General features: G+C 41.0%; 18 protein-coding genes and 1 pseudogene. 9 read left to right on the top strand and 10 right to left on the bottom strand.

Translation table 11 applies throughout. The annotated features are described in order from the left end of the window. Positions 1-18: 18 nt before the first annotated feature. Together KFO40_RS02490 and KFO40_RS02485 are read right to left on the bottom strand one after the other, a co-directional pair. On the bottom strand, positions 19-1,149 hold the full coding sequence (locus KFO40_RS02490; protein WP_211146057.1) for a GyrI-like domain-containing protein: 1,131 nt from the start codon (positions 1,147-1,149) through the stop codon (positions 19-21). Beyond that, complete coding sequence (locus KFO40_RS02485) at positions 1,146-1,562, bottom strand: DUF3788 domain-containing protein (RefSeq protein WP_004323546.1); 417 nt, start codon at positions 1,560-1,562, stop codon at positions 1,146-1,148. Before KFO40_RS02485 ends, KFO40_RS02490 begins: the two co-directional genes overlap by 4 nt. 198 nt (positions 1,563-1,760) lie before the next feature. On the opposite strand from KFO40_RS02485, the gene KFO40_RS02480 reads away from it, so the two are divergent. Further along, positions 1,761-2,381, top strand: coding sequence for a hypothetical protein (locus KFO40_RS02480; RefSeq protein WP_143722920.1), 621 nt, complete (start codon positions 1,761-1,763; stop codon positions 2,379-2,381). 73 nt (positions 2,382-2,454) lie between these two features. Here the strand turns inward: KFO40_RS02480 and rlmJ are convergent, their stop codons facing one another. The 5 genes from rlmJ to KFO40_RS02455 all read right to left on the bottom strand — a co-directional run bounded on the left by rlmJ (position 2,455) and on the right by KFO40_RS02455 (position 7,339). Then, positions 2,455-3,300: a 23S rRNA (adenine(2030)-N(6))-methyltransferase RlmJ gene (gene rlmJ / locus KFO40_RS02475; RefSeq protein WP_211146056.1), complete on the bottom strand. Its 846-nt coding sequence runs from the start codon at positions 3,298-3,300 to the stop codon at positions 2,455-2,457. 54 nt (positions 3,301-3,354) lie between these two features. Next, positions 3,355-3,831, bottom strand: a complete 477-nt coding sequence (locus tag KFO40_RS02470; protein WP_004299152.1) for a DinB family protein — start codon at positions 3,829-3,831, stop codon at positions 3,355-3,357. 103 nt (positions 3,832-3,934) lie between these two features. Continuing rightward, complete coding sequence (locus tag KFO40_RS02465; RefSeq protein WP_211146055.1) at positions 3,935-6,067, bottom strand: cation:proton antiporter; 2,133 nt, start codon at positions 6,065-6,067, stop codon at positions 3,935-3,937. Between the two features lie 259 nt (positions 6,068-6,326). After that, positions 6,327-6,692 carry an MmcQ/YjbR family DNA-binding protein gene (locus tag KFO40_RS02460; protein ID WP_004306433.1) on the bottom strand — a complete coding sequence of 122 codons (366 nt, stop codon included), beginning with the start codon at positions 6,690-6,692 and terminating at the stop codon, positions 6,327-6,329. 74 nt (positions 6,693-6,766) lie between these two features. Beyond that, the gene (locus KFO40_RS02455) at positions 6,767-7,339 is read right to left on the bottom strand and encodes a Crp/Fnr family transcriptional regulator (protein WP_004306434.1); all 573 of its coding nucleotides are present in this window, start codon (positions 7,337-7,339) and stop codon (positions 6,767-6,769) included. Positions 7,340-7,492: 153 nt separating this feature from the next. Between KFO40_RS02455 and KFO40_RS02450 the strand changes: the two genes are divergently transcribed. The 3 genes and pseudogenes from KFO40_RS02450 (at position 7,493) to KFO40_RS02440 (ending at position 11,073) form a co-directional block, all read left to right on the top strand. Next, positions 7,493-7,813: a DMT family transporter gene (locus tag KFO40_RS02450; RefSeq protein WP_004306435.1), complete on the top strand. Its 321-nt coding sequence runs from the start codon at positions 7,493-7,495 to the stop codon at positions 7,811-7,813. A 299-nt stretch (positions 7,814-8,112) separates the two neighbouring features. Then, positions 8,113-9,825: pseudogene (locus KFO40_RS02445) on the top strand (ATP-binding protein). 168 nt (positions 9,826-9,993) lie between these two features. Continuing rightward, positions 9,994-11,073: a linear amide C-N hydrolase gene (locus KFO40_RS02440; protein WP_004309081.1), complete on the top strand. Its 1,080-nt coding sequence runs from the start codon at positions 9,994-9,996 to the stop codon at positions 11,071-11,073. 213 nt (positions 11,074-11,286) lie between these two features. Here the strand turns inward: KFO40_RS02440 and KFO40_RS02435 are convergent, their stop codons facing one another. Then, a complete protein-coding gene (locus KFO40_RS02435; RefSeq protein ID WP_004309082.1) occupies positions 11,287-11,937 on the bottom strand; it encodes an HU family DNA-binding protein in 651 nt (216 codons plus the stop codon). Between the two features lie 347 nt (positions 11,938-12,284). Here KFO40_RS02435 and KFO40_RS02430 point away from each other — a divergent pair, with 347 nt between their 5' ends. The 4 genes from KFO40_RS02430 to KFO40_RS02415 all read left to right on the top strand — a co-directional run bounded on the left by KFO40_RS02430 (position 12,285) and on the right by KFO40_RS02415 (position 16,856). Further along, entirely contained in the window at positions 12,285-14,378 is a 2,094-nt protein-coding gene (locus KFO40_RS02430) for a BT4734/BF3469 family protein (RefSeq protein WP_117684734.1), read from the top strand. 435 nt (positions 14,379-14,813) lie between these two features. Further along, complete coding sequence (locus KFO40_RS02425; protein WP_004306441.1) at positions 14,814-15,344, top strand: methylated-DNA--[protein]-cysteine S-methyltransferase; 531 nt, start codon at positions 14,814-14,816, stop codon at positions 15,342-15,344. Then, complete coding sequence (locus KFO40_RS02420; protein WP_008640762.1) at positions 15,341-16,195, top strand: bifunctional helix-turn-helix domain-containing protein/methylated-DNA--[protein]-cysteine S-methyltransferase; 855 nt, start codon at positions 15,341-15,343, stop codon at positions 16,193-16,195. Before KFO40_RS02425 ends, KFO40_RS02420 begins: the two co-directional genes overlap by 4 nt. A gap of 82 nt (positions 16,196-16,277) precedes the next feature. Next, positions 16,278-16,856 (top strand): DJ-1/PfpI family protein, encoded by a 579-nt coding sequence (locus KFO40_RS02415; protein WP_004306443.1) that lies wholly within the window; start codon positions 16,278-16,280, stop codon positions 16,854-16,856. 54 nt (positions 16,857-16,910) lie between these two features. Here the strand turns inward: KFO40_RS02415 and KFO40_RS02410 are convergent, their stop codons facing one another. Then, on the bottom strand, positions 16,911-17,276 hold the full coding sequence (locus KFO40_RS02410) for a DUF6463 family protein (protein ID WP_004309084.1): 366 nt from the start codon (positions 17,274-17,276) through the stop codon (positions 16,911-16,913). A gap of 334 nt (positions 17,277-17,610) precedes the next feature. Here KFO40_RS02410 and KFO40_RS02405 point away from each other — a divergent pair, with 334 nt between their 5' ends. Further along, complete coding sequence (locus tag KFO40_RS02405) at positions 17,611-18,123, top strand: GNAT family N-acetyltransferase (RefSeq protein WP_117684732.1); 513 nt, start codon at positions 17,611-17,613, stop codon at positions 18,121-18,123. A 90-nt stretch (positions 18,124-18,213) separates the two neighbouring features. Here KFO40_RS02405 and KFO40_RS02400 read toward each other — a convergent pair whose 3' ends face one another. Then, complete coding sequence (locus KFO40_RS02400) at positions 18,214-18,699, bottom strand: flavodoxin domain-containing protein (RefSeq protein WP_117684730.1); 486 nt, start codon at positions 18,697-18,699, stop codon at positions 18,214-18,216. Between the last annotated feature and the right edge of the window lie 76 nt (positions 18,700-18,775).

Genomic DNA, 18,775 nt, shown 5'->3' with positions numbered 1-18,775 from the left:
TAGAGGGTTGATAATTAATTATTTCTTGATGACCGGAATATAGATGTCGGTAATTAGTTCTGTTCTAAGGGTGGAGGCAGGGCGGTTCATATACATTTCAAAGCTAAAGGTGCTTTGAGGGCGATATTTACTTTCCGGGAACCACTCTTCATAAATAGTCCGGTAGAATTTATGCAATAAAGAGTAGTCGCCGATATGCCTGAATACAGCGTAACGACCACCGGGAACTTCCATTACTCCCGGCTGGGAATCATTTTCTTTGTTATCGATTATGACCCCGAGATAGAAGCGACATTTATCTATTGGGGTGATGGCCGGGTCGTCCATACTAAGGCTGACAAACTTATCATTCGACTTTTCTTCATTGCGCTGCTTCGCATAGTTGGTGAGCCTGTCCCATATCAACTTGTATCGGAGTTCATCCTTATACTTTTCACCTACCTCGATACAAAATACTTTCATCGGCAGAATCGACCGGATTTCAGGAGTGATAACCGCATGCTGTTCGTCATACATCGGCTTATATTTCTCCCTGTATTGAGAGGTTGACACTCCAAAATGTTTTTTGAAAGCTTTTGCCAGACTAAATTTAGTCTGATAGTTTGTCTGCTCCGCAATCTGATTTAATGTAAAGTCGGTGGATACTAACAGATGTGCTATATGTTCGAGGCGCAAACGTTGTATGTAGCTTCCGATATTTTCTCCGGCAACGGTTTGAAACACTCTTCTGAAGTGATATTTGGAAAGTCCGCTTATCGTACTAAGTATATCTGCATCTAAACTATCGAATAAATGATTGTTGATGTAAACGACTATATCCTGAATCTTTTGGTGATGGATATTACTGGTTTCCAACTTCTGTTTCCATCGGTTCAGTTTGGGGAGCCGTTCGTTGAGTATTCGCCTAAGTTCCTCCGGCGAATAAGCGGTATCTGCATATTCATTGTACTTATCAGTGTATTTTATCCAGATATTAATCATTTCCGACATCGGAATGTCGACGATATATTTTCCGTCTTTCAGACAGTAGTAGCAATATTCGTCACTTCGGGAACCGTTGGAGTTAGTACCCAGATATTTCTCTATATCAAAGCGGAGAGGCATCCCGCAACTTTGACAATACCTTTTATTTATATCTGATTCAATCATCGGTTGGGTTTTCGTTTGATGGATAGCAGTCGCTCCATATCATTAAATAAATAAGTGTCTTTCAATTCGAACATAAGCCACTTCCCATCGTGGAAAGTAGTCGTCTCATTGTATATCTTTTGAGTCTCATTGGAAAAGACCTCCCGCAGAGATTCAAATTTGGCACACTCATCTTTACCTAAAATGACCAAGAAGCCAATCGTTTGTTCTTTGGCGTATAGGGCACACAGCGTTTTTCCGCCTTTGCGATATTTATATTCGTATGTCCATTTTTTTCCTCCATGGTTCCATAGTTGTTCCATATTGTACTTTTGCTCGATAAGCTGGCAAAGTGAAGTCCATATATCATAAAGTTCCTTACCTATCAAGGCTTCCAGTGCTTCGGGAGTGGGAATCTGCAAAGTTTCTTTCATGGTATTCTGTATTTACTTTTGATTATCCATATCACAAAGGTAGGCTGATTTTCTAATAGATCGTTGTCCAATATAGGCATTTTGTGTGTAGCTGGTGAACAATCTGCCCGGAAATTAATTTATTTTGTAAAAGCGAAATATTGGCAGTATAACCTTTATCTTTGCATTAATTTAAAAACAAGGCCCCAATTAAAGAAAATGAAAACAATATTATTAGCAGTAGGTACGCTCTGCCTCATGGCAGGTTGCTCGTCAAAAGTGGCAAGCTCAAAAGGAATCGTTAGTGATGCAACCATGAATACGGTAACGATTGTTACTGATAAGAATGATACCCTTTCGTTCAGTACGATGGATGCAAATAAAGATGAAGTCAACGGTTTGCTTCTGAATGATACGCTGGAAGTGTTCTATACCGGAAAATATACACCGGGAATGCCGGCTTCTAAATTAGTTCAGTATCCGCAATCTCTGATTGTGGGAGGTGATCGGGATGAACATGGCTGTATCGGTTCTGCCGGATATGTATGGTGTGAAGTGCAAAAAGACTGTATCCGCTTGTTTGAGAAAGGAATCCGCACGGAAGCGGTGGACGATAGCAATGCTTCTGCCTTTATTGTGTTTAGTCCTGACTCTACGCAACTGGAACTTTTCTTTTCCAATAATCAGCCCAATGAAATATTGGACAGACGTGGCCTGCCTTCAGGAGGTTATGCATGGAACGTGGAAGATGACGATACGAAAAATGTACGGCTAATAGATGGCTTGTGGACAATCAGCCAAAGAAATAAGTTAATTTATAGCCAAAAGGCCGGAAACTGATTTTAAAAGCTCCGGCTTTCTGACGCTCTGTTTGTAGAGTAATGTTCTAGGTAGTTAAATTAATAAGTGGATATCAAAGATGCTGAATATATAAACTTCCATCATAATCTTTGTATTTAGCATCTTTGTATATATCAACCAGTTTGTTACTGTAATCGAGAATGATATCTTTGGAAGTTTGTGATACATTTGTAGCCAGAATACCGCTTCCCAGAATGCCGGGATTACACAATATACTATCTTTTTTTATTGAATTCATGGTAAGCTCTACACCTATGTAATCCTTGATACCTGCCTTTTCCAGACTGGATACAATATAGTTGTCCAAAGATGCTTTATCATCTCCGGTCATGAATCCATACCATAATAAACACTTCATGCCTAATTGAGTAGCCTGTATCAGGATATCGAGATAGGTTACTCCTGAATCTCCTTTCTTGTCTATTTCGTAAGGATCGATATGGATGAAAGAGGATGCGGGAAGTGAAGGCAACAGTTCTATTGTGCCTTTCAGGGAGTCGGTATGATGTATTTCTACGGATGTACTTAATCCAATTTGTTTGGCATAAATGTCTACATTCTCCAGCGCACTCTTTTCTAAATCGAAGAATACGAACCTTTTTGCTTGCTTTCCTAATACATTCATTGCCAGGGCAGGAGAACCCAGATAATTTCCTTTTGCCATTTCTGTACTTTCCAGTTGGTAATATATGGAATCTTTTAGAGATTTGTCATCATCTGCTTTCTCCAGGAAATGATAGATACCATATTGCTGCTCCGGAGTTTGCGTCATGGAGTAGATGGCACATGCGGAATTGGTTTCTACATATACTTGTGGGGCTTCATTTCTAAGAACTTCACAGAGTATCAGATGTTTCAGTACATCGGGTTGTTTTGCGAAATGAGTGTAAGTTGCCATGTGGGTACATCTTAATATTTATAGAACATAAAAGAACTGCAACCGCTATCCTTTTTAGGCATTCATTAATTCATGGATTTCATGAATATGCAGGTGTAAATGACTTAGATAACCTTCTATCATGTCTTGTAGCGTAACCTTTGTTCCTTCAAAATCACACCAGTAGCTATCCAGTTTTGTCTGATCTACAGATTTTATAACCTGAATGATATGCAGGTTAAAAAACTTCCATAGTTGAATCAGGTTATTCCAGTCTTCATTTTGGTAATCTTGTAATGCTATCCACAGATCATTATCCTGACGGTAATCGGGAAAGAAAAGCAAATCTTTACTGTATTGCAATCTGACCATGCGTTGGTGATTGTTTGATGCCGAATCAATCAAATGTCCGAGAATCTGTTTGATGGTACGATTTTGTTTATTACGTTTCAACGTGATCGTATCATTTTGTAGCCCGGTTAGTATTTTCTCTTCAGTTTCTATCACATGATAGATTCCTTCTGTTATTTTGGAAAAATCGACGTTTGACATACCATTCTTTTCCTTTAGGTGTTTATAGCAAAATTGCTAATGGTACAAATATAGATAAATGTGTCGATATTTATAAATTAAACGGAACTTTTCAATTCTAATTTTATCCCTCTTTCTTAAACCACCTGTAAAACCATTTACCGACCTTTTCGTAATGTCGGGTTTCGGTATCAGTATATAGCTTAGAGAAGAAAGACGTATCCAATGGCTCTCCCGACTGATTGGGATACAGCACGATAAAGCTATTGTTGGAGAAATATTTCACGAGCTGTCTCGGTAACTTCTCAAAAGAACTGTCATACGAAAGAGTTCCTGGTCGTGCACTGATAATAACCAATAAATGATCGTAACTTACCTGTCCTGTCAATACCAGCAGGTCATTCCAGTCTTCTAAGAGAGAGAAATCGGTAAGCGTCTGTTTATGCCTTTTCTTTATCCACGCTTGTAGGCGGATGGTAGTCTTTTCATTGGCAAAGAAGTGTACGCGGCATCCAAGAGTGCTCCCCATGCGACAAAAGTGCTCCATCCAATGAGGAAAACCGGATTCATATTCGGCTTTAGGAGGGACGGCAACGACAATCCGTTTGATTGTATGGACCGGTATCAGAAATTTAGAGATAATTATTTCACAGTTTAATCCGTTCAATAAGTGTTCGGCAAGTATTCCAAAGTATGAATCTGTGATGTTTTTCTTGCGGTGCAGGCCGGTGATAATACTCGTAATCTCATTCTCCTTGACTGAATGGATAATACCGGAAGCTATATTCAAATCATACCGGGTGACCTTTTTGAGTGGTACATTTGCTTCCGTTGCTATCATTTCGGCTTTTTCCAGATAATGTTTGCTTCGAATTCGTAGATTATCAGAGTTATTATCGTCGTTGATGACATTTAATGCCAGGAGATTATCTTTCAATTTGGGGTCACGTATGACTAGAGAAAGATTCACCATGTCCTCGATAGTGTCCGGGTTGGCTATGGATATTAAAATCTTCTCTGTTTCTTTCGACGATTCATTTTCAGGTTGTGAATCATCCATCGCCATTTTTCTGGCTGCCCGTTCGGTAATCAGTGAACTCACTACGCAAGTAACCAAGATAAGCAAGACTGTTCCGTTTAGTACATCATCATTCAATAACCGTTCGCCGGTGGGCAGAATAATGTTGTATCCAACTAATACAGCCGCCAATGTGGCTGCCGCCTGTGCATTACTCAAACCATACATTAGATTTCGTTCAAGAACAGACATCTTATATATCTTTTGAGTGAGCCAGCAAGCAATCCATTTGCCTGTCAGCGCCATGGTTATCATCACGGCGGCAACTTTTAAGGCATCCCCCTCTCCGAAAATAACACGTAAGTTGATTAACATTCCCACTCCGATAAGGAAATAAGGAATAAAAAGTGCATTACCAACGAACTCTAAATGATCCATCAATGGAGAGACGTGGGGGATGAGCCGGTTAAGTACCAATCCTGCGAGGAAAGCTCCCAAGATACCTTCCATACCAACAAGCTCCATCAACCCTGCTCCTAAAAAGACCATCGCAAGCACGAAAATAAATTGCATCACGTTGTCATTGTACCGGTGAAAGAACCAACGACCGATGCGCGGAAAGAAATAAATAATTAGTGCCCCTAGAAAGATTACTTTTACCACCAGCCAAATCCAAAACAATCCTCCGGTTTCTCCTTTGAACAATCCGCCTATAACAGCCAGTACCAGCAGCGTGAGTGTATCCGTTACGGCCGTTCCTCCTACGGCAATACTTACGCTACGATGGCGTGATATGCCGAAGCGGGTGACGATGGGGTAGGCCACGAGCGTATGGGAGGCATACATGCTGGCTAATAATACAGAGGTGATTACACCATATTTCAGATAAGATACATTTGCCATGAATCCAATCCCGATAGGAACGATAAAAGCCAGTAATCCCAGTACCAATGCTTTGTTTCGCGTCTCTTTGAAATCTCCCATATTCATTTCCAGACCAGCCAAGAACATGATGTAATAGAGTCCGACTTTCCCGAATAACTGAAAGCTGCTGTCTCGTGCCAGGATATTAAATCCATGTTCGCCAATAGCCAGTCCTGCCAGGATCATACCGATAATATGAGGGATGCGCAGTTTATTCAATAATATCGGAGCAAACAATATAATCAAGAGTACAAGGAGAAATATCCATGTAGGGTCGGTGATAGGGAATGTTAAATCAAGGCCAATCCAATCCATAATTTGACGAGTTCGTGATATTTGTTCCGCAAAATAACCTAAAAAAATGCTTCTAAAAAAGCATTAGTTAATAAAATTAGTCATTTATTTTTTCTCCAGATTCATGATTGCCGGAATGAAGAATGCAAGTGTTCCTGGGACATACGTTTTTAAATATACGATGATTTTATCCGTGTGTGCGTTTTGGGGTGTATAGTGATTTTATCCGGCTCTACTTTTAGCAATAATAGTAGTGCCGGATATGTCTATTTTTCGAATCCTAAATCATGTTCTTGTATTCCTCTTGTTTTTTCTTGGGTAACTTCTTTATAACTTCTTCTACCGAGTGGCTAATCAACTCCTTTATGAGTTTATCGGGAACATCTCCTTCCAAGTAAACGGTTATCCAATGTTTCTTATCCGAAAAAGGTCCCCAAAAAATGTCTTCGTATTGTTCTATGAGCTCTTCTGATTTATCAGGATTACATTTCATATCCGCCCAGAATCTTCCGTTTTTAGGACGTAATGTAGCAAAAGTGAACATTTTATCCATAACCTTGAAAACCAAAGTATGTTCATCAAACGGCATACATTCTGTTGCTCCTTTGACTGACAGGCAATATTCTCTATAATCTTCGATATTCATGACTTCTCTCTTTTGATTCATTCAAAACACAAATATATTACTTTCTGTTTGCTTTTGAAAAACATGTTTCTATCTCAAAGTACCCGTTTCAATTTCGCCCTTATCCGGCTTAAACTTACCGGAGTTATTCCCAGATAAGAAGCAAGACACTCCAATGGTATTCTCTGTAATAGCTCCGGATTATTTTGTATCAGTTTCATATACCGTTCGGACGCGGTGGTGAATAAGAGAGAAATAAGTCTTTCCTCTGTTTGCAGGAACTCTGATTCGGCAAACTTGCGCCCCCAGTTGGCAATATGGATATCTTCCTTGAATAATTCGTGTAAGTCTTTGCGCTTTAATAGATACAACACCGAGTTTTCCATCAGTTCCATTGACTCATACCCTTGTTGATTATTTACATAGCTTTTCAATGAGACAATGGTTGACCCTTCTTTCCCAATCCAGAACGTTACCTCTTTTCCGTCTACGGGAATGTAAGCTCTAGCAATCCCTTTCTCGATGAAAAAGATATTCGTTTCAGTCTTGCCAGCCTCCAATATATGATAACCTTTGGGATATGTGATTTTTGACAGATGTTTGACCACCTTATCCGCTGAAGCCTCCGGCATCCGATATATCCTGTTTATAATCTCGTGTATATCCATATCGCATTGAATCATTATTCTGCAAAAATACAAAAAGTTATATTAGGAAAAGAAGAGTTGATGATACTCTTACACCGTCGTTTCTTATCAAATGTAAAGTGAAAGCTCCGGGCATCTTGTTAATTTTGCAGTCTAATATTAAAATAGAATGATATGAATTGGATTATATTGATTATTGCCGGACTGTTTGAGGTTGGTTTTACCTTTTGTCTAGGCAAGATTAAAGGAGCGACAGGCACCGATTTTTATTTGTGGGGAGCGGGATTTGTAATCTCTGTAACCTTAAGCATGTTCCTACTGGCAAAGGCTGCGCAAACATTGCCTATCGGCACTGCATATCCTGTTTGGACGGGGATAGGAGCGGTGGGGACTGTATTGATCGGTATCCTGTTCTTTCATGAACCGGCAACTTTGGGTCGTTTGTTTTTTATGACGACTCTGATTATTTCAATCGTAGGGTTGAAACTGATATAATCAGACGAATAGGATTTAGTTTTAATAGATGGAAAAGTGTAATAAGGACTTTTTCAGTGTAAGTCATATATTGTTGAAAAGATTCCATCCGGTATAATATTGAGGAAGTTTGGAATTGACGAGGTCGATTATGTAATATATGCTTTCGTAATTCTGCGATTATTAGGCATTTATAAGAAGTCGTTTTGATGGGAAAAAGTTTGGTTTCTAAAATAAATGTATATATTTGCAGAATGTGGGACGCATCTCGTCCGGATTCGAAACTAAACTAAAATTCTATTTACTGTTATCTATTAAACATGAAATCCACTGATTCTGAACCTCAAGGGGGCGGTATGGAACTGGAACAGTACCGTACCAGCCTCGAACAGATGGTTGAAGAGAAATCTAAAGACTTGATCGCTATTCAGGAGAATCTCGAAGCAACCAACCGACGGCAGGCATTATTTATCAAGGTACTGCAAATTTTGCAATTGGAACCGGATATACCTACTGCTATGAATATGGCACTGGCCGAAATTGGCCGTTATACTGGTGTCGACCGTTTGGCGACATGGGAAAACCACCTCGACGGAGTTACGTATGGCTGCACCAACGAATAGTGCAACGACGGTATAGAACCCGCTATCGATTACTTGCGGAGTATGACCATTGAAGCGGGAAAACCCTGGTTCGACATGCTGGAAGAAAACCATATCATTTGTACGTCCGATATTTATTCGCTTGATCCCTTTATTACTCAAATGCTCGAAGTGCAAGGCGTAAAAGCCATTGCTGTTTTTCCCCTGTCACAATTGGGAGTACATTTCGGCTTTCTTTCGTTCAACTTTTGCTGGAACAAACAATGGGATGAAAAAGATGTGGAACTGATGAGCCAGATATCGCAAATTGTATCTACTGCTACTAAACGCTGGCAAGTTGAAACATCGCTGCAACAGTCGCAGCGAACCATGCAAAAGGTATTGGACAATATCAATGCCAATATTTTTGTGAGTGATTACGATACGTTGAAAGTGATTTTTGCCAATAAGCCTTTCAGGGAAGAAGCAGGAGAAGTTCCGGAAAATGCGGAATGTTGGAGAATGTTGAATGCAGGTCTGGAAAATGGGTGTAAACACTGCCCGAAGCCGAAGTTGCTCGATGCCAACCGTAAGTTTACAGGCGTTCATTTTTGGGAAGACTACAATCCGGTCACCAAACGTTGGTATACCATCCAGAGCATGGCAATAAAATGGCTCGACGGACGTTGGGCAATCATGGAACTGGCTACCGATATCACCACCCGCAAACAGGTGGAACTAGAGCTGATTCAAGCTAAAGAAAAAGCGGAAGAATCGGACAGGCTCAAATCAGCATTCCTTGCCAATATGAGCCATGAAATACGTACTCCTTTGAATGCCATCGTCGGTTTTTCCAGTCTGCTTGCCGAAACCGATGAGGCGGAGCTGCGTCATGTATATATGTCTTTAGTGCAGGAGAACAATGAGCTGTTGCTCAACCTTATTTCCGACATTCTGGACATCTCCAAAATCGAAGCCGGTATGATAGATCTTGTTATGGGACGGGTGGATGTACCACAACTTTGCCGGGAAGTGATTGCTACCTTCTCACACAAAAAACGTGACACTGCGGTCGAACTGCGGTTTGATGAAAATTCACCGCAGATTGTGATTGATGCTGATAAAAACCGAATCATGCAAGTACTCTCTAATTTTCTGACTAATGCCTTGAAGTTTACGACTAAAGGCTCAATCACACTTTCCTATTCATTGGAAGATGAGAGTCAGGTGCGTTTTTGTGTAACGGATACGGGCAAAGGGATTCCCGATGAACAAAAACATGAAATATTTAATCGTTTTGTAAAATTAGACTCATTTGTACAAGGTGCCGGATTGGGATTATCCATCTGTCAAAGCCTGGTCAATAGGATGGGCGGAAAGATTGGAGTCGAATCCCGTGAGGGGGAAGGGTCGTGCTTCTGGTTCACTCATCCGTATGTTCCCGGTGCTTAACCAAAAAAAAGAGATTGCATATTGAAGCAAACTACGTATATTGTTCCGCAAAGTACGGGACGAACAAAAAACAATAGTTTTCTTGAGAGAGGTGTCTGCAAACTAAAATAACCCATATTTTGTTGTCTTTATACAGTATTGAGTTTTTAGCAAATAAATATATAAATAATGATGAAGATGACAAAGAACTTATTGCTAGGGATTGCTGCCGTATGTGGCAGCACTTTTCAGGCTGTAGCTTGTACGGGAATCTCGCTGACATCCCGTGACGGCAGTTATGTGCAGGCCCGTACGATTGAATGGGCGCGCGGTGTGTTGCAAAGCGAGTATGTGATTATTCCACGTGGTCAACAGCTCACGTCATTCACTCCTACGGGTGTCAATGGACTAACGTTTACGGCAAAATATGGAGTGGTCGGTCTGGCTGTTGTACAAAAAGAGTTTATTGCCGAAGGAATCAATGAGGCAGGACTTTCGGCTGGACTATTTTTCTTTCCTCATTATGGGGGATATGAAACGTATGATGCTGCACAGAACCAGCGGACACTGGCAGACCTTCAAGTGACGGAGTGGCTGTTGTCGCAGTTTTCCACTATTGACGAGGTGAAGGCAGCCCTTTCTTCTGTACGTGTTGTAGGACTGGAAAAGACAGCGGTAGTACATTGGCGTATCGGTGAACCGTCGGGGCGTCAGGTTGTATTGGAAATTGTAGGTGGCGTACCGCATTTTTATGAGAATACAGTAGGAGTGTTGACGAATGCCCCCGGTTTTGAATGGCAACTCACTAATTTGAACAACTACGTCAATCTTCATCCGGGTGACGCTTCCATGCAAAAATTGAGTGGTATTACATTGCAACCTACTGGTGGCAACTCCGGTTTTCTCGGTATTCCGGGTGATGCCACGCCTCCTTCGCGGTTTGTACGTGCTGCTTTTTATAGGGGGACAGCTCCGCAACGAGCTACAGGCTTTGATACCGTGCAGCAATGTTTCCACTTGCTTAATAATTTTGATATTCCTATTGGTATAGAACATTCGCAGGGTGATATTCCGGATATTCCCAGTGCTACGCAATGGACCTCGGCTATCGACCTCACGAACCGGAAGGTTTATTATAAAACGGCCTATAACAATTCGATACGTTGCATCGATTTGAAGGCTATTGATTTCTCAAAGGTAAAATATCAATCACATCCGTTGGATAAGATACAGGAGCAGCCGGTTGAAATGGTTAAGATTCCTCGGTAAAATACGGAACGGTATGGAGGTGCTCTTGTATAATAGTTGCTCGCATTAAGAATGTTTTCAAATAAATGTTGGTGACGTTTTACCCTCACACCCTCACCCTTTGTGCTCAATCCATTTATTCATCGGGGTTACAGGTGTGAGGGTAAAGGTGAGAGTAGGTGAGGGTAACTTTTTACTCTCACTCTGTCTCGTCCTGATTTGAGTTGACCAATCTTATTCCGTTTTCACACTAACTTCTTTATTCTTACCATAATATCCACTTCCCGGCACATAAATCGGCTGCATGGCTCCACCCATATTTTTCAATTTACCCTCGTCGCGCAGACGTCGGATATGTCGCATGGCTGTACTTCTTGCCATTCCGCAAAGATATTGGAAGTCATGTCTTCGCATAAATGGATGAGTACGGAAGTACTGAGTCAGTTGCAGGTCAATTTCTTCGTTTGTCAGTTGGGTGAAATCCAGTCCTCCTTTGAGGCTTTTCACTTTAAGCACACCGAACTCGTTTTTCAATGTCTGGTCGGCACGAAACTGAATGGCCTTTAGCTTCACTTTGGTCACTTTCCGTTTTGTGTCTACCGTTACAGGTTCCGTGGTTGTCAGGCAGGGATGGAAATAACCGATGCCGTCCAGATGAACTTGGCGTCCTTCCGCCAATTCCTGTCCCATGATGTGCGAAAGCGCATCAAGTACGGCTGTGACGTCTGTTTCTGTCAGTGAACAACGTTCTTGAATACGTCGGCGCAGTACGTCGGTCCCTGTGGAACCGTTGTATTTGATGCGCGGATGCAGGGTGTTTCCGTTTTCTCCCTGCTGTTTGTTTGAAGGCTTCGGGTCTTCATACCAATCGAATAATATTGCCATAGCTCTATATTTGTTTTAAATGAACTGTTCTTGTTATGTATTCTCTTAGATAGTAATACATTAATGCTTAATGTTTCTTTTGTTAAGCTCTAATGCTTTGCAAGGGCTCACCCATGTGAACAAGGCTGTTTACGTCTGTAGACGTTTTTATTTACAATTGATAGCCTGTTTGTTCACACGGGTGAGCCCTTGACAACTACTAAGCAAAGATACATAAATAATAAGGCAAATGCAAATAATATGCAGGTATTTATCGGATAAAATGCTTGTTTACCGGAAGATAAAAGCGTATCTTTACAGGAATTAAATAGGTAGATGTAATTGTAGAAAAAATAGACAAAAATAGGATGAAAATTACTTTAATCAGACAAGACAACGGGAGCGGAAAAGAGACTCTTAGCGTTTGTGAGGCAGGCACATTATTCGACAAGATGAAAACGGAAACAAAGGCGGGGCATATCACGGCTTTGCGGGGAATCATACCATTGCTGGAAGGTACGTATGCCCGATACGAACATATTGATAAATTGCCATACATCTATTCTGCTGTGGAATATACCCGTACCAAAGAGGGCGAACGGAAGATGAAGCGGTATAACGGATTGGTACAGTTGGAAGTGAGTAGGCTGGCGAGCGGCTCGGAAGTGGAATTTGTGAAGCGACAAGCGGCGCTTTTGCCACAGACTTTTGCTACTTTTGGTGGTTCGAGCGGGCGTAGTGTGAAGATATGGGTGCGCTTCGCTTTGCCGGATGACGGAGGATTGCCGACCAAGGAAGCGGAGGCGGAATTATTTCATGTTCATGCTTATTGGCTGGCTGTGAAATGTTATCAGCCGATGTTGCCTTTCGATATTGACTTGAAAGAACCGGTTTTGGCACAGAGATGCCGTATGACGCTGGACGAATCTCCTTATTATAATCCGGATGCGGTGCCGTTCTGCTTGGAACAACCGCTTATGATGCCGGGAGAAGAGACTTTCCGTCAGCGGAAACTGGGAGAGAAAAATCCGTTATTACGGTTGCAGCCGGGATATGAGTCGGCGCAAACATTCACGAAGATTTATGAAGCGGCCTTGAACAGGGCACTTCAGGAAATGGAGGATTGGAAACGTGGGGACGACTTGCAGCCTTTATTGGTTCGCCTTGCCGAGCATTGTTTCAAAGCGGGGCTTCCCGAAGAGGAAGCGATACGACAGACGATGATTCATTATTATCGCGAGGAAGAAGAGCAGGTGATCCGTTCGATACTGCATAATCTTTATCAGGAGTGTAAGGGATTCGGCAAGAAAAGCAGTATCAATAAAGAGCAGGAGACGGCTTTTCTGTTGGAAGAGTTTATGAAACGTCGGTATGAATTCCGTTACAATACGGTGCAGGACGATTTGGAATATCGGCAACGCGATTCTGTTCACTTTTGCTTTAAGCCGGTGGATAAACGGGTGCGCAACAGTATTGCGATCAATGCTTTGAAGGAAGGCATCAGTGCGTGGGACCGTGATGTGGATCGTTTTCTGAATTCGGAATGTGTTCCTTTGTATAATCCTGTGGAGGAATATCTTTATGAGACAGGTCGCTGGGACGGGAAGGATCGTATCCGTGCATTGGCTGGTCTGGTGCCTTGTGATAATCCGCATTGGCAGGAATTATTTTACCGCTGGTTTCTTAGTATGGTGGCGCATTGGAGGGGAGTCGATCGGCAGCATGGTAATAATACTTCGCCTTTGCTGGTTGGTTCGCAGGGGTATCGTAAGTCTACATTCTGTCGCATTATTCTGCCGCCGGAGTTGCGTTTCGGCTATACGGACAGTATTGATTTTAAAAGTAAACAGGAGGCGGAACGCTATTTGGGACGTTTTTTTCTGATAAATATTGATGAGTTCGATCAGATTAATGTCAGTCAGCAGGGGTTCTTGAAGCATTTGTTGCAGAAGCCTGTGGCGAATCTGCGCAAACCATACGGTAATACGATTCGGGAAATGAGGCGTTATGCTTCTTTTATCGGTACCAGCAATCAGAAAGATTTGCTTACCGATCCTAGCGGTAGCCGCCGTTTTATTTGCATCGAGGTGACGGCTCCTATTCAAACGAACGTTACCATCAATTACAAACAGCTGTATGCTCAAGCAATGGAGGCGATTTATAAAGGGGAACGTTATTGGCTGAATGATGAGGATGAAAACATATTAAAACAGACTAACCGTGAGTTTGAACAGGTGAGTCCGCTGGAACAGCTGTTCCACTGCTATCTTAATCCCGTAGAAGAGGAAATGGAAGGCGAATGGCTGACTGCCATGCAGATTTTGAATTATTTACAGACGAAAACACGGGATAAACTGGCTATTAATAAGGTAGGACAGTTTGGGCGTGCACTTCAAAAACTGAATATTCCTTGCCGTAAGTCTCGTAAAGGGACGCTTTATCATTTGATGAAAGTAGAGTAATTGATAAAGGTGGTGTGAAAGGGGGCTTTGTCAACCCAATCAGGACGAGACAGGGTGAGGGTAAAAAGTTACCCTCACCTACCCTCACTCTTACCCTCATCACTGAAAGGATGATGAATAGGGGGATGCAGGGAAAGTGTGAGGGTGTGAGAGTAAATCATGTATAAAAAATAATTGGATATTGAATCGGATGGTAAAGAATTGTGTGGCGGTCGGCAGTCCTTGCCGGGTGATAAAGTATATTGAGAACGATTGATTGTATGGAGGAGTGGGAGGGGGATTGTCTTTTCTACGTAAAAACAGCAATTTTCGGGTCGTTTATCAGTGATGCGTGTAGTAATTTTGCGGCATTGGAAATGAGAGTGCGAGTGTAAAAACGAAAATATTATTAGCTGTTATTTCAACTGTAAATATAATAAACGTATCTTTGGAAGTATGGAAGATAAAACGAATGTAATTAAGATACAGCGTTATCATTCTCCTTGTGGTGATTTGATGCTTGGCTCGTTTGAGGATAAGCTTTGTCTTTGTGACTGGGCGGCTGAAAGTCATAGGGATATCGTAGACAGGAGATTGCGGAAAGTGCTGAAAGCTGGTTATGAGAAAAGTACATCAGATGTGATACTGGAGGCGATGAGCCAGTTGGATGAATATTTCAATGGCGAGCGGACTGTGTTTGAGGTGCCTTTGCTTTTTGTTGGTACGGAGTTTCAGAAGAGTGTATGGTATAAGTTGTTGGAGATTCCATACGGTTCGACTGTGTCATACGGTGAGCTGGCAAAACAACTCGATTTGCCGAAAGCTGTCCGTGCTGTTGCTGCCGCTAACGGGGCGAACGCTATTTCTATTTTTGCTCCGTGCCATCGTGTCATCGGCAGCAACCACTCTCTTGTGGGATATGGTGGCGGGCTTCCTGCTAAAAAGCGGTTGCTGGATTTGGAATTAAATGGCAAACCTCTGTTATGAATGAGCAAAAAACGCTTGACTATGCACGCATTGCACAGGCAATCGGGTATATAAGGGAGAATTTTAAAAGGCAACCGGGATTGGATGAGATTGCCGGGGAGGTGGCGTTGAGTACGGCGCATTTCCAACGTATGTTTACGGAGTGGGCGGGAGTTAGCCCTAAGAAGTTCTTGCAATATACTAGTATTGAATATGCCAAGAGAATCTTGAATGAAACTCATGCGTCTTTATTCGATGCGGCACAGGAAACAGGGCTTTCCGGTACGGGCAGATTGTATGACTTGTTTGTAAATATAGAAGGGATGACGCCGGGCGAATATAAAAACGGAGGTGAAAGTCTTTCTATCAATTACAGTTTTGCCAAAAGTCCTTTCGGTGAAATCTTCATTGCGTCTACCGATAAAGGTATTTGTTGTATGGAGTTTGCAGACGAACATGACGCGGCTTTTAACTCTTTACGGAAGAAGTTTCCTAATGCAAAGTTTACCTCGATTGTGGATGAAGTGCAGCAAAATGCTTTATTTATCTTCACGCAGGACTGGAGTAAACTCAAAGAAATAAAATTGCATCTGAAAGGTACCGACTTTCAACTAAAGGTATGGGAAACCTTACTGAAAATTCCTGTCGGTGGATTGACTACTTACGGAGATATAGCCGCAGGAATCAATAATCCGAGAGCTTGTCGGGCTGTTGGAACGGCTGTTGGTGAGAATCCCGTAGCTTTCCTTATTCCGTGTCATCGGGTCATTCGTGCTTCCGGTGAGTTGGGAAATTACCATTGGGGAGAGATTCGCAAGACTGCAATGATTGGTTGGGAGGCTGCAAAAGGTGAGGTAAAGAGGGGATTATAGGAAAGAATGAAGGTGATTTTAGTTCACATTCTTTTTAGTGCAATGCTGTTTCTTATATTATTAATATATAACTAATTTGATTATGAAATTATTGGTATTCCTTGCTAAAGGGTTTGAAACGATTGAGTTTAGTGCTTTTATAGATGTTATGGGATGGGCAAAGACGGATTTTGATTGTAAAATAGATGTTGTGACCTGTGGCTTGAATCAAAAAGTGATTAGTTCTTTCAATGTTCCTGTTTTGGTGGATAAAGTCATGGATGAAGTGTCTGCAGATGAATATGACGCGCTTGCGATACCCGGCGGATTTGAAGAATTCGGATTCTATGAGGAGGCATATAATGAACAACTTCTGGAATTGATACGACTGTTTGACTCACAAAAGAAATGGATCGCAACAGTCTGCGTGGGAGCTTTGCCTGTTGGGAAAAGTGGAGTGTTGAACGGTCGGAAAGCAACAACTTATCATCTTAGAGGTGCTCATAAACAGAAAGTGCTTCAGGGATTTGGAGCAACTATCGTAAATTCTCCCATCGTGGTGGATGATAATATCATAACTTCTTATTGTCCTCAAACATCATACGGGGTTGCATTGCTTTTATTAGAGAAGTTGACCTCTCATAAAGAAATGGTTTTAGTGAAAGATGCTATGGGATTTTAATAAGTTGCATTTAAGCACTGCACTCGGTTTTGAGTTCGCTATGGATGATGCTTCTCACTGCTTTTTCATGTTTGAATAAATAATAATAAGTGCTTGCGGTAAGAAAAGCCAGAAACCGGATATTGGTTCGACTATGCAACCGATTATGGTGAACAGTAGAATGAAGTAACCTAAAAATAAAGGTGCCGGTTTTTGTTCTTTTCTGATATAGTATTGAAGTGTCTCTCCCCAAAGAATAAGTATTATTCCGCAGATTAGGAACCAGAAAGCAAAGCCCAGGTTATGATTTTCTCCAATAGAGTCTATTAATCCATTGTTAAGCATTTCCGTAAAAGCTTCTTTTCCAAGAAATAACGCATAAATGGTATGAATGACTCCTGTTGCTGTTAAAAGTGTTCCACTATATTTCCAAAGTTTCATGTTCTTGCCTTTTTAGTATTTTATTGGGATGTACACTTCTACAGAATTTGAAATTTAATCCGTTTTAACATATCATCCGGTTCTTAATAAATTGCTCGATAACGCAAATATAAGTAATCATGCACGATTCCCAACGTATGATTTCGACATTTGTGTTTGTTTTAGATTCTTTATACTTGGTCATTCGTTTTCTTGTTGTGATATCTGTGGACATGAGTTGCTTTATAAATATCCTTTAGTTCTTCTTTATTGTATTGAAAATTATATCTTTGTATTTCAGATAGTTGGATTTATGGAGTTTATAAAAGAGGCTGGCGTTTCACCACAAAAAAGTATGGATATTAAGAATGATAAGATCACAATAAAGCCTTTGCGTGATAAAGATGTAGGCATTTTCAGTAAATGGTTGGCTAAAGAATATATTTATAAATGGTTCTGCCCTGACGGAGAAGAACATAAAATGGCTTGGTTGGATGAGGTAAATAATAGAAATACCCAATATCATTATATGAAACATTTCATTGTTTATTATAATGATAGAGCCATTGGCTTTTGTTTATACTTGGATTGTTATTTTGAAAAAGAATATATACCGGAACATTACGGAAAAACTGTCGATGAGAAAGAGACAGTCTTTGAAATAGGTTATCTCATAGGCGAAGAGGAATATTTGGGTAAGGGCATCGGGAAGATTATTGTAAAGAAGCTGATCGGGGAAATTGCCGAAATAGGAGGGAAAGAGATATTGGCTGACCCTGATGAGGCTAATGTTTTATCCATAAGAACATTGTTAAGTAATGGATTCGTAAAAGTAAAAGATTGCGATTATAGGTATTGTCTTAAATAGATAAGAAAACTTCTTTTGAAAGAAGTTTTCTTATACGGCCATTCTATTTATTATTTGAATACAAAGTTGCTCAATAGATAACTCAAGAAGTTACCATAAATGATTATCTTTTATCTGACTTGTAAACTCATTTATGGCATCATATCTCAGCTTCGAAACAGAAGAGTTTACTTTCGCTATTTTCTTCGTTAAAAACCTTTCGATGAAATTCATTTTGTCAAACTGAAACTCACCACCTAAAATGGCTTTGGGAATCGATAATCTCTGTAAGAACTCCGGGAAAGCCTTGTTCATTTCTTCCGCTTCTTGTTCTTCGTTCATACAACAGATGAACAACCCTATTACTTTTTGCTCTAATAACGGTTGGTTATTGTGACAGAATTGAGTAACTTTTCGGTTTGGAGAGCCCGCATAAATAGCTGTTCCAAGAATTATTCGATCGTAAGTTCGGATATCAGGTCTCGGACACTCCTTTAATGAGATGTAGTCAACTTTATTAGTCAACTTTTCTCCGATAAGGTGTGTTACTCGCTCGGTAGTTCCATGTTTTGAATAATATATGATAGCTGTTTTCATTTTCAACAGGCATAAGCGGTTTAAAATAGCCGTTAATAAGTGGCATGGTTATCCTCTGTAAAGGTAGAGACTTTAT

It is taken from the genome of Bacteroides sp. 1001302B_160321_D4, assembly GCF_015667765.1.
Taxonomy (GTDB): Bacteria; Bacteroidota; Bacteroidia; order Bacteroidales; family Bacteroidaceae; genus Bacteroides; species Bacteroides xylanisolvens.
The sequence above is the reverse complement of the archived record's forward strand: the minus strand, read 5'-3'. Positions and strand labels throughout refer to the sequence as shown.

Excerpts from the sequence above, each read along its gene's own strand:
- KFO40_RS02440 (WP_004309081.1), top strand. The coding sequence starts at position 9,994 with ATGATGAAGATGACAAAGAACTTATTGCTAGGGATTGCTGCCGTATGT.
- KFO40_RS02450 (WP_004306435.1), top strand. The coding sequence starts at position 7,493 with ATGAATTGGATTATATTGATTATTGCCGGACTGTTTGAGGTTGGTTTT.
- KFO40_RS02405 (WP_117684732.1), top strand. The coding sequence starts at position 17,611 with ATGGATATTAAGAATGATAAGATCACAATAAAGCCTTTGCGTGATAAA.
- KFO40_RS02465 (WP_211146055.1), bottom strand. The coding sequence starts at position 6,067 with ATGGATTGGATTGGCCTTGATTTAACATTCCCTATCACCGACCCTACA.
- KFO40_RS02485 (WP_004323546.1), bottom strand. The coding sequence starts at position 1,562 with ATGAAAGAAACTTTGCAGATTCCCACTCCCGAAGCACTGGAAGCCTTG.
- KFO40_RS02480 (WP_143722920.1), top strand. The coding sequence starts at position 1,761 with ATGAAAACAATATTATTAGCAGTAGGTACGCTCTGCCTCATGGCAGGT.
- KFO40_RS02415 (WP_004306443.1), top strand. The coding sequence starts at position 16,278 with ATGAAATTATTGGTATTCCTTGCTAAAGGGTTTGAAACGATTGAGTTT.
- rlmJ (WP_211146056.1), bottom strand. The coding sequence starts at position 3,300 with ATGGCAACTTACACTCATTTCGCAAAACAACCCGATGTACTGAAACAT.
- KFO40_RS02425 (WP_004306441.1), top strand. The coding sequence starts at position 14,814 with ATGGAAGATAAAACGAATGTAATTAAGATACAGCGTTATCATTCTCCT.
- KFO40_RS02455 (WP_004306434.1), bottom strand. The coding sequence starts at position 7,339 with ATGGATATACACGAGATTATAAACAGGATATATCGGATGCCGGAGGCT.
- KFO40_RS02460 (WP_004306433.1), bottom strand. The coding sequence starts at position 6,692 with ATGAATATCGAAGATTATAGAGAATATTGCCTGTCAGTCAAAGGAGCA.
- KFO40_RS02430 (WP_117684734.1), top strand. The coding sequence starts at position 12,285 with ATGAAAATTACTTTAATCAGACAAGACAACGGGAGCGGAAAAGAGACT.
- KFO40_RS02435 (WP_004309082.1), bottom strand. The coding sequence starts at position 11,937 with ATGGCAATATTATTCGATTGGTATGAAGACCCGAAGCCTTCAAACAAA.
- KFO40_RS02470 (WP_004299152.1), bottom strand. The coding sequence starts at position 3,831 with ATGTCAAACGTCGATTTTTCCAAAATAACAGAAGGAATCTATCATGTG.
- KFO40_RS02410 (WP_004309084.1), bottom strand. The coding sequence starts at position 17,276 with ATGAAACTTTGGAAATATAGTGGAACACTTTTAACAGCAACAGGAGTC.
- KFO40_RS02400 (WP_117684730.1), bottom strand. The coding sequence starts at position 18,699 with ATGAAAACAGCTATCATATATTATTCAAAACATGGAACTACCGAGCGA.
- KFO40_RS02490 (WP_211146057.1), bottom strand. The coding sequence starts at position 1,149 with ATGATTGAATCAGATATAAATAAAAGGTATTGTCAAAGTTGCGGGATG.
- KFO40_RS02420 (WP_008640762.1), top strand. The coding sequence starts at position 15,341 with ATGAATGAGCAAAAAACGCTTGACTATGCACGCATTGCACAGGCAATC.